Origin of the sequence: Actinokineospora spheciospongiae (genome assembly GCF_000564855.1) — a bacterium.
Lineage (GTDB): Bacteria > Actinomycetota > Actinomycetes > Mycobacteriales > Pseudonocardiaceae > Actinokineospora > Actinokineospora spheciospongiae.
The window spans coordinates 103877-114175 of record NZ_AYXG01000101.1 but is presented as its reverse complement, the minus strand read 5'-3'; the positions used below and the strand labels follow the sequence as shown (position 1 = coordinate 114175).

The window sequence follows — 10299 nt, the reverse complement described above, 5'->3', positions numbered from 1 at the left end:
ATGATCGCCATAGGGGCCCCGGCCAAACACATCCACCCAGCCGGGCACCCACCACAAAGCCCCGGGCTTTAAACCGGGGAATAGCCGAGCACATCCACCCAGCCGGGCACCCCACAAAGCCCCGGGCTTTAAACCGGGGAACAGCCGACCACATCCACCCACCCAGGCGTACCTCAACGAAAAGACCGGGCAGCCACGACGAAGCACGTTCCCCACTCAGCGCCTCAAAGCTCGACCTTCGCAGAGCGCAGCCCACCCAGAGCGCAGGCGCAATCGCCTGTGGATAGACGTTTGACCAGCCCTTCACCCTGCGGAAGAATAGAAATCGGGGGTCCCCCAGGGCCTGTGGATGGCGCGGCACCACTTTCGTCCAGGTGTGGTAAGGGGTGACCGGATGGAGCCGGTCCGCCATGTTGCTCCGCCACGCTGTCCACCACGGGATTCGCCGACAGTGTCCGATTCGTCGACAGTGTCCAGAGTGGACGAGCCGCGACAGCGGCAAGAAGGCCTCACTTCCCCCCCACTTCAACATATAGCGCGCCGGGGGGCTTGTGGCAAGACCCCGGTCAGGTCGCAGAATTGCCGCCTCCAGGCCAAATCTGCGGAATGGGTGCACAGTCCGTGTCTTGTTGACCTCGTGGGGATCACGCGGAGACGTCGAGCCGCTCGCGGCGCTCGCGGTCGCGTTGTGGCAGCTCGGCGCGGAGGCGCGGGTGTGCGCCCCTCCGGACGAGGAGTTCGCGGCGCTGATGGACCGGGCCGGTGCGCCGCCGGTGTACGTGGGTTTCGGCAGCAGGGCCGCGCAGTCCCCGGTGGACACCGCGCGGGTGGCCACCGAGGCGGTCCGCGCGCAGGGGCGCCGGGTCCTGCTCGCCCGCGGGTGGGCCGGGTTGGCGCCGGTCGACGACGCGGAGGACTGCTTCGTCGTCGGTGAGGTCAACCAGCAGGCGCTGTTCGGCAGGGTGGCCGCCGTCGTGCACCACGGTGGTGCGGGTACCACCACGACCGCCGCCCGGGCCGGTGCGCCCCAGGTGGTCGTGCCCCGGATCGCGGATCAGCCGTACTGGGCCGCCCGGGTGGCCGGGTTGGGCATCGGTTCGGCGCACGACGGTCCGACCCCGACCACCGACTCCCTGTCCGCCGCGCTCGCCACGGCCCTGGCCCCCGGGACCGGGGTGCGGGCGCGGGCCGTGGCGGGCGAGATCCGCACCGACGGGGCGGTGGTCGCCGCGAAGCTGCTCCTCGGAGCAGGTCAGTGAGGCCCGTACCCCGGTGGCGGGTACTGGCCGTACGGCGCGTGCCCGGGGAAGTGGGTTTTGTGCGGGGTGTGCCGCAGGAACGCGAACGTCGGCGGCAGCAGGCTGAGGATCATCTCGAACAGCGCTGTCAGGCCGATGAGGACGACGACCGCGGTCATGCCCAGGTACGCGACGTAGATCCGGATGTTCGGGACGAGGAAGAACAGGACGGCCGTCACCGAGGGCAGGAAGGCCCCGACCGCCGTGAGCACCGCCCCCGCGGTCTGGCGCGCGAAGATCAGTGCCGCGCCGACCAGCAGCAGCAGCGCCGACACGCTCAGGCCGACCGCGCACGCGATCGAGATCGGGTAGGAGGCGCCCGACCTGGCCACGCAGCGCCCCACGCACTCGGAGACCGCGCCGAACGTCACGAAGGCCCCCCAGGCGCAGGCGATCGCCAACACCACACCGGCCCCGGCCGCCGTGTACGCGGTCGCACCGCTCGGGCTCGGCTGCGGGAACCGGGGCGGGTACCCGGCAGGTGGGTACGGCGGGTACTGGCTCACGGGTCCATCCAGGTCGGGTCCGGGGCGGAATCCGGGCTGACACCGCCGGGCACCGGCATGCTAGTGCCGCGGGCCCGCCCGGTCGGTGACAACCGGGAGTTCTCCGACAGCCGCGCCAGGCGGCCAACCCGTCGCGGGACGGGTGGCCGCCCGCAACCGGTTCGGGTTGAACGCACGGGAGAGGGGTGGTCACCGCGAGCGCGGTGACCACCCCTTCGCCCCGACCGGTCAGTCCGTGGCCTCCGGCAGGTCCACCAGCGGGGTCTGCACCAGCCGCACCGAGCGGCGGCGGTTGATGTACTGACCCCGGCCGACGGGCAGGGTGCGGGGCTTGAGGTTGCCCAGGAACGCGCCCTCCTGCTTCGGGCACGACAGCAGCAGCGCGGGCGTGCCCAGCTCCCACATCTTGCGGACCGCCGCGTTGCCCATCGACCGGCCCGCCCCCGTCGTGGAGCGGGCGATGATCACGTGCACGCCCACGTCCGCGGCGTCGGCGAGGACGGGGAGCAGGGGGGCCAGCGCGCCCGCGCCGCCCGCGGTCTCGGTCATCTCGAAGTCGTCGATGATGATGTAGAGCCTGCCGCCCTGCCACCAGTCGCGCTTGGGGAGCCTGCTGGGGGTGATCTCCGGGCCGGGGACGCGCTTGCGGATGACCGACGCCGCGCCCTCGATGGACTTTGCGAGGGCTTCCGCGCCGACCGCGTACTCCATCTGGTGCTCGGCGGGGACGCAGTCGCGCAGTTCGCGGCGGAAGTCGCCGAACATGATGCGGGCCTCGTCGTTGCTGTGGTGGGCCACGACGGAGCGGGCGATGTGGCGCAGCAGGTTGGTCTTGCCGGACTCGGTGTCGCCGTAGATCAGCAGGTGCGGGCTGGCGTCGAAGTCGTGCCACAGCGGGCCCAGCTCGACGTCGTCGACGCCGAGGGGGATGCGGACCTCCGCGGCCTTCGACGGCGCGGTGGGCGGGGGCAGCTCGGCGACCGACAGGGTGTGCGGCAGCAGCCGCACCTGCGGGGCCACCGGGCCGCCGGGCACCGCCAGCGCCTCGGCCAGCTCCACCGTGGCCTCGGCGAGGTCGTCGGTGTCGGACTGGCCGTCGATGCGGGGCAGGGCGGCGAGGAAGTGCAGCCGGTCCGGGGTGATGCCCCGGCCGGGGATCGCGGGCACGGTCGCGGCGAACCGGCTGTTGATCTCGGAGTCGGTCGGGTCGCCGAGGCGCAGCTCGAAGCGGGTGCCGAGCACGTCGCGCAGCCACGGGCGCATCTCCGCCCACCGGCTCGACGAGATCAGCAGGTGCACGCCGAAGCTGAGCCCGCGCGCGGCGATCTCGGTGAACCTCTCCTCCAGCTCGTCGAAGTCCTGCTTGATCGTGTACCAGCCGTCGACGACGAGGAACACGTCCCCGTACGGGTCGAGGTCGGAGAAGCGGCCCTCGCGCCGGGCCCGCCGGTAGGTGGTCATGGAGTCGATGTTGTGCTCGGCGAATAGCTCCTCCCGCTTGGACATGATGTTGGTGACCTCGAGCACCGTGCGGGTGACCCGGTCGCGGTCGAGCCGGTTGGCGATGCTGCCCACGTGCGGCAGCTTCGCCAGCGAGCTGAGCGTGCCGCCGAAGTCCAGGCAGTAGAACTGCACCTCGGCGGCGCTGTGGGTCAGCGCCAGCGCCGAGATGATGGTGCGCAGCACGGTGGACTTGCCGCTCTGCGGGCCGCCGACCACCGCGGCGTTGCCCTTGCCGCCGGACAGGTCGGCCACCAGCAGGTCGCGCTTCTGCTGCGCGGGCAGGTCGACCAGGCCCAGCGGCACGGTCAGCTCGGAGGTCATCAGGTCGCCCACCGGGCGCAGGCCCAGCTTCGGGTCGTCCACCAGCGGCGGCAGAAGCTGGTCGAGGGTGGCCGAGGTCTTGAGCGGGGCCAGCCACACCTGGTGCGCCCGCGGGCCCACCCCGCGCAGCCTGCCCATGAGCACGTCCAGCATGGTCTCGGTGACCTCGCCGTTCACCGGCTCCGGCTCCGGCTCGGGTTCCAGGGTCGCCGGGGGTTCGACGTAGGCGGTGCCGAACGGCACGACCCGCTGCTCGACCCCGTCGTCGGACTGCGCCCGCTGCTTGGTGCGGTAGGGGGAGGAGGAGAACGCGCCCTTGAACCGGATCAGCGACTGGGTGTCCGGGCGCAGGTAGCCGTTGCCGGGGCTGTTGGGCAGCTCGTAGGCGTCCGGGACACCGAGGATGCTGCGGCTCTCCATCGCCGAGAAGGTGCGCAGGCCGATCTTGTACGACAGGTGCGTCTCGATCTTGTGGATGCGGCCCTCGTCGAGCCGCTGGGAAGCCAGCAGCAGGTGCACGCCCAGCGACCGGCCCAGGCGGCCGATCATGGCGAACAGGTCGATGAAGTCGGGCTTGGCCGAGAGCATCTCGGAGAACTCGTCGACCACGATGAACAGCGCGGGCATCGGCTCCAGCGGCACGCCCTGGGCGCGGGCGGCCTCGTAGTCGCGGCGGGAGGCGTAGTTGCCCGCCGCGCGCAGGTGCTCCTGGCGGCGGTTCATCTCACCGGCCAGCGCGTCCTGCATCCGGTCGACCAGCTCCAGCTCCTCGGACAGGTTGGTGATCACCGCCGAGGTGTGCGGCAGCTCGTCGAAGCCGAGGAACGCCGCGCCGCCCTTGAAGTCCACCAGCACGAAGTTGAGGTCCTCCGAGGTGTGCGTGGCGGCCAGCGCCAGCACCAGCGTGCGCAGCAGCTCGCTCTTGCCGGAGCCGGTGGCCCCGATGCACAGCCCGTGCGGGCCCATGCCGTCCTCGGCGGCCTCCTTGAGGTCGAGTTCCAGCGGGGTGCCGTTGGCGGCGATGCCGATGGGCACCCGCAGCCGCCGCTTGGCCGTCATCCGCTCGCGGCGGTACTTCACCGGTTCGAACCGGGCCACGTCGCCGAGGCCGAGCAGCCCGGCCAGGTCGTAGTCGGCGGCCATCGGCTCGTCGTCCTCGGACACCTCGCCGACCCGGAACCTGGCCGTGGTGCGGGCCAGGGCGCTCGCCGCGATCGCGCTGAGCCGGTCGGGCCTGCACAGCGGGCTGGTCCTCGGCTTGCCCAAGCGGTCGAACGACACGGTCCGCGCCTCGTCGGCGTCGACCTCCAGGAACAGCACGCCGGGGCGCTGCTGCCAGGGCAGCGAACCGGACACGTCCAGCACCACGGCGTTGCGGTAGCCCTCGTCGGCCATGCGGTGGTCCGACGGCACGGACACCCCGTCGACGACCAGCACCACGAACGGCTCGGAGGCGGTGATCGGGGTGTCGGCCTCGAACCGGGGCCTGCCGGTGAACGACGGGCCGCCCAGCAGCAGCTCCACCTCGGCCACCTCGGCGGCCACCAGCCGCCGGGGACCCGCCGCGTCGCGGCTCTCCGGGTCCTGGTTGTGCGGCAGCCACTTGACCCAGTCCCAGCGGTCCACCCGGTCGGCGGAGGCGCACACGGCGATCCGGGCGTCACCGGGGGCGTGCGCGACGGCGAACTGGGCCAGCACCGCCCGGACCAGGTCCAGCACGGCCGCGTCGGCGCCGCTGAACTGGATCTGGCCGAAACCGCGCAGGTACACCGCGATCGGCGCGTCCGGCAGCGACGAGTAGGCGCGCAGGAACCGGCGCAGCGCGTGCGCCGACATCGGCTCCAGGTCCTCGATCGGCTTGGTGCTCGGCGGCAGCAGCTTCAGCGTCGAGCGCTGCGCGCCGACCCCCAGGCGGACCTCGCCGAAGTCGTCGTGGGCGGGCCTGCGCTCCCACAGCCGGTAGCCAAGGGCGATCGACCACAGGGCGCGCGGGTCCGGGTGCACCCACCGGGCGGCGCGCTGCTGGGCGTGCAGGGACTTGCGGACCCGGCCGCGCAACTGCGCGAGGTAGCGGATGTAGTCGCGGCGGTGCCCGTGCAGCTTCTGCTTGTGCGTCACCGAGCTGCGCATGAGCTGCACCACGAGCATCCCGACCACCGACAGCACCATCATGCCGCCGCCGATGTAGGCCATCGCCCCGGCGCCGGGCCGGACGAACATCATCACCATGGCCATCGAGCCCAGGCCCATCGGGGCGTACATCAGCACCGAGCTCATGCCGCCGCCGGTGTCCTCCGGTACGGCGGGCGGCTCCTGGATCTCGATCTCGGAGTCGGGGGCGGTCGGCTTGGGCCGCCGCGACCTCCGCGCGAACAGGACTGTGCCCACGTGCTCTCCTCGGTCGGTCGGTGCTCTCCACCCCTGCACGGCTCCCGACCCCGAAAAGGGTCACCGCCGCCGCGGGTGAACCCGGGACGGCCCCGCAGCCGTGCTCTGCCTCGCACCGGCAGGAAAGGACCCGGACACCGATGGAAGAGCAGACACAGCACCGCACGACCACCGCCGTGAGGCTGCGGTTCGTGCTCGGGAAGAAGGCGACCGACGTCGCCCTGCCCGCGGACGTCCCCCTCACCGACCTGCTGCCCGCCGTCCTGCCCCAGTTCGGGGCCGAGTGGATCGAGCAGGGCGCCGACCACGAGGGGTGGGTCGTGCAGCGGGTCGGGGAACCGCCGCTGGACGAGGACCGCACCCTCGCCGAGCTGCAACTCCTCGACGGCGACACCGTCCACTTCCGGCCGCGCGCCGACGAGCTGGCGGCCATCGACTTCGACGACCTGGTCGACGGCGTCGGCGAGCAGGTGCGCGAGCACCCCGGCGCGTGGAACGCCGCCCGCACCCGGGTGCTGCTGCGCGTCGTGTCCGGTGCCGCGCTGGTGCTCGGCGTGCTCCTGGTGCCCGGTGTGGGCGCGGTCGGCCTCCAGGCCCTGGTCGCCGGGGTGGTGGCCGTCCTGCTGCTGGGGGCGAGCGCCCTGGTGGCGCGCGGCGCCGCCAAGCCGCAGCCCGCCACGGTGCTCGCCGGTGCCGCCGCGGTCTACGCCGCGCTCGGCGGCGACCTGCTGGTGCGGGTGCTCAGCCCGGAGTCCGGGACGATGGTGCGGCTGACCGCCGCGGCCGCCGCCGCGCTCATCGCGCTGGCCGTGGGGGTCGTCGCGGTCGCCGACTCGGCCCTGCTGTTCGCCGGGGCCATCCTGTTCACCGGGGTGCTGGCGGTGACCGGGCTCATCGGGTCGCTCGCCGAGGTCACCGGGCCGCAGGCCGTCGCCATCGGCCTGACCCTGACGCTGCTCGCCGGGGCGTTCGTGCCGTCCACGGCGTTCCGGCTCTCCGGGCTGACCCTGCCGATGCTGCCCGGTGGCGCCGACGAGCTGAGCGAGGACATCGACCCGGTGCCGCACAAGGTGGTCATCGAACGCGGTGCCGCGACCGTCGGCTACTCCACCGCCCTGCACACCGGCCTCGGCCTGGCCCAGTCGGTGCTCGTGCCGTTCCTGGTCGTCGGCGGCCACGGCTGGTCGATGGTGCTGTCGCTGGTGATGGCGTTCCTGCTGCTGCTGCGCTCGCGCCACCCCAGCGGGCTGGCGGCGCGGTGGGCGTTCGTCGTGCCCGCCCTCGTGGTCGTGGTGACCAACCTGCTGCACGTCGGTGCCGAGCAGACCGGTGGCGCGCGGCTGCTGGTGGTGTTCCTGCCCGTCCTGGTGGTCGGGCTGCTGCTCCTGCTGGCTGGGGAACGCCTGCCTGGGCGGCGGTTGCGCCCCTACTGGGGCCGGGCCGTGGAAATCCTCGAATCGGTGACCGCCATCGCCGTGGTGCCGATCCTGTTGCAGGTGCTGGGCGTGTACGCGGCCATGCGCGGATTGGCGGGCTGACATGCAGTCGCGCAGGGACCAGGTCCAGGCCTACTTCTTCGTGGTGGGGCGGCTGGTGTCCGCCGTGACCACCGGGCGGCCCGACGCCATCCAGTCGCCCTACCGGCGGCTGAACACCGGCACCGTGTTCGGCGTGCTGCTCGCGGCGGTGCTGATGGCGATCTTCGGCATCTACGGGTTGTTCGTCCCCGGCGGGGACAACTCCTGGCGGCAGGACGGCGCCATCGTCATGGACAAGACGACCGGCACCCGGTACGTCTACCTCGCCGGGCAGTTGCGCCCGGTGCTCAACTACTCCTCGGCCCGGCTGGCGACCGGGGGTGCCGGTGGCGGCGGCCAGGTGAAGTCCGTGTCGCGCAACTCCCTCGGCGACACCCCCGTCGGCCAGCCGATCGGCATCACGGGCGCACCGGACATGCTCCCCGGCGCCGACCGGCTCAACCGCGGCCCCTGGACGGCCTGCGTCACCCCCGGGGACGGCACACCCCAGGCGGGCCCGCAGGTCACCCTGCTGATCGGCGGGCCGTCCCGACCGGGGCTGACCGACGCGCAGGCCCTCCTGGTGTCCACCCCGGACGGTGGGGTCCACCTGGTGTGGCAGGGCAAGCGGCACCGCGTCGGCGACCGCGCCGTGCTCGACACCCTCGGCTACGGCGACACCCGGCCCCTGCCGGTGTCGGCGGCCTGGCTCAACCCGCTGGAGCAGGGCAAGGACGTGGCGGCGCCGGTGACCCCGGGCATCGGCGCGGCCGGCCCGCAGGTCGACGGCAAACCCGGTGTGGTGGGCCAGGTCTTCCGCGTGCGCAACCCCGCGATCGACTCCGACCAGCTCTACCTGCTGCGCGCCGACGGCGTCGCGGCGCTGAGCCGGACCACCGCGGCCCTGCTGCTGGCCGCCCCGGACACCAAGCGCGCATACCCGGGCGCGGCGGTGACGCCGATCGAGGTCGGACCCGCCGCCCTGCAGGGCATCCCGGTCGCACCGGGGGTCGACCTGGTGAGCGGCCTGCCCGCGCAACCACCCACCCTGGTGACCCCACCGCGCGACTCCTACGCCTGCGTCCGCTACGGGCCGACCGGCGACGGCGACATGGACGTGACGGCCGAGGTCCGACCCGCCGCGGAGGTCGACGCCAAAGCCGTGCCCACCGCCCCGCACGACGCCGGGACGATGGCCGACCGGGCCTCCGTGCCCGCGGGCGGCGGCGTGCTGGCCCGCGACCTGCCCGCCCCCGGCGCGGCACCGGGCGCCCTGCACCTGATCACCGAGAACGGGATGCGCTACCCGGTGGCCGACGCCGCGGCGCTCGGGGCGCTCGGCTACGCCGAGAACGCCGCGGTGCCCGTCCCCGCCGCACTGCTCGCCCTGCTGCCCACCGGTCCGCTGCTGAGCACGCAGGCCGCGTTGCAGACCCAGGGCCCCTGATCCGAATTCCCCCGCTCCGGGGGTGAACCACCCGGAGCGCCCCAACCGTGTTGGGGATGAAGGCAGTCGCACACCGAACCGAGGAGAGCCGCAATGGCAACGAAGTTCAGCCAGACACAGATCGACACCGCTGCCGGGAAGCACCAGGACTTCATCAACACCCTGGAGGACACCCACCTCCGGGCGCTGCGGACGGAGATCGCCAACACCCTGGCCTCCAGCGGCAGCAAGGTCACCACGGCGCTGGACCAGGTCTGCGAGGAGTGGATCACCCAGATGAAGCAGGGCGTCATCACGAACATGAACGGCATGATCAAGGCGATCCGGAGCGCGGCCGCGGACCAGACGGAGATGGACCTGACGAGCGCGCGGGACATCACGAACCTGTCCATGTCCAGCTCGAGCTTCCTCGGCGGCTGAGCGCCGGACTCCGGCCCGGTCCACCGCACGACCTCCTGATCCCACCTGAACCACCCCACACGAGCAGAGGATTCCGATCATGGCGAACGACCAGACTCTCTACGACTACGACGTCATCGAGGCGTGCGTCACCCTCATGAAGAACAAGGCGAACGAGATCGCCGGTGACGTGCAGGGCCTCCAGGGCGACGTCAGGACCATCATGGTCGACTGGGAGGGCACCAGCGCCCAGGCCTACGAGAGCCTCTCCACCGACCTGGTCAACGACCTGCACAGGCACAACGACTACCTCGAGCAGCTCAAGGTCAAGCTGGAGGCCGCGGCCTCGGGCATGCAGGGCTCCGACAGCGACTGGGGCAAGAAGATCCTCGCCAACGGTGGCTGATCGGTCCGCGGTGTGCCTGCCGGGTCGCAGGCACACCGCGGACCCTTCCCCCTCCCGCAGAACAAGGTCAAGGAGCCCCGATCATGACCACCAAGTTCGACCCGGAGGCGATCCGGACGTCGGCCAAGAAGCTCGGCGCCCTCATGGACGACATGGGTGCCTTCTCCAAGCTGAAGCCGCACTGGCCCAACGCGGGCCAGTTCGAGCTGGCGCAGTGGCTCGAGCGCGTCGTCGACGACCGGCGCAACGGCATCGTCGCCCACGCCGAGCACCTCAAGATCGCGCTCGAGCAGATGGAGACCACCCTCACCCACATCGCCGACGACTTCGAGAACCTCGACGGCGACAACGCCAAGAAGATCAAGGACAGCATCGGCGAGCTGAAGAAGAACATCACCTCCGGCATCACCACGCTGGACCAGAACACCGAGAAGGACCAGGGCAACTTCGGCGGCCGCAAGAACGACGCCGACGGCGACGGCTACAACGACAGCGTCGGCTGAGCCCTCCTCTT

At 72.0% G+C, this 10299-nt stretch carries 7 protein-coding genes and 1 pseudogene; 6 read left to right on the top strand and 2 right to left on the bottom strand.

The genetic code is table 11. The annotated features are described in order from the left end of the window. Window positions 1-758: 758 nt before the first annotated feature. Window positions 759-1259: pseudogene (locus tag UO65_RS14250) on the top strand (glycosyltransferase); the annotation flags it as partial. On the opposite strand, the gene UO65_RS14245 reads toward UO65_RS14250, so the two are convergent. Then, window positions 1253-1804 (bottom strand): hypothetical protein, encoded by a 552-nt coding sequence (locus UO65_RS14245; RefSeq protein WP_035282734.1) that lies wholly within the window; start codon window positions 1802-1804, stop codon window positions 1253-1255. The pseudogene UO65_RS14250 and the gene UO65_RS14245 sit on opposite strands and share 7 nt — an antisense overlap. 228 nt (window positions 1805-2032) lie before the next feature. Continuing rightward, window positions 2033-6016, bottom strand: a complete 3984-nt coding sequence (locus UO65_RS14240; RefSeq protein WP_035282731.1) for a type VII secretion protein EccC — start codon at window positions 6014-6016, stop codon at window positions 2033-2035. A 140-nt stretch (window positions 6017-6156) separates the two neighbouring features. On the opposite strand from UO65_RS14240, the gene eccD reads away from it, so the two are divergent. The 5 genes from eccD to UO65_RS14215 all read left to right on the top strand — a co-directional run bounded on the left by eccD (window position 6157) and on the right by UO65_RS14215 (window position 10288). Continuing rightward, on the top strand, window positions 6157-7554 hold the full coding sequence (gene eccD, locus UO65_RS14235) for a type VII secretion integral membrane protein EccD (RefSeq protein ID WP_035282729.1): 1398 nt from the start codon (window positions 6157-6159) through the stop codon (window positions 7552-7554). A 1-nt stretch (window position 7555) separates the two neighbouring features. Then, window positions 7556-8980 carry a type VII secretion protein EccB gene (eccB, locus tag UO65_RS14230; RefSeq protein ID WP_035282727.1) on the top strand — a complete coding sequence of 475 codons (1425 nt, stop codon included), beginning with the start codon at window positions 7556-7558 and terminating at the stop codon, window positions 8978-8980. 93 nt (window positions 8981-9073) lie between these two features. Next, entirely contained in the window at window positions 9074-9400 is a 327-nt protein-coding gene (locus UO65_RS14225) for a hypothetical protein (protein WP_035282725.1), read from the top strand. Between the two features lie 79 nt (window positions 9401-9479). Continuing rightward, window positions 9480-9785, top strand: a complete 306-nt coding sequence (locus UO65_RS14220) for a WXG100 family type VII secretion target (protein WP_035282723.1) — start codon at window positions 9480-9482, stop codon at window positions 9783-9785. Between the two features lie 83 nt (window positions 9786-9868). Continuing rightward, window positions 9869-10288 (top strand): hypothetical protein, encoded by a 420-nt coding sequence (locus tag UO65_RS14215; protein WP_035282721.1) that lies wholly within the window; start codon window positions 9869-9871, stop codon window positions 10286-10288. Window positions 10289-10299: the final 11 nt, after the last annotated feature.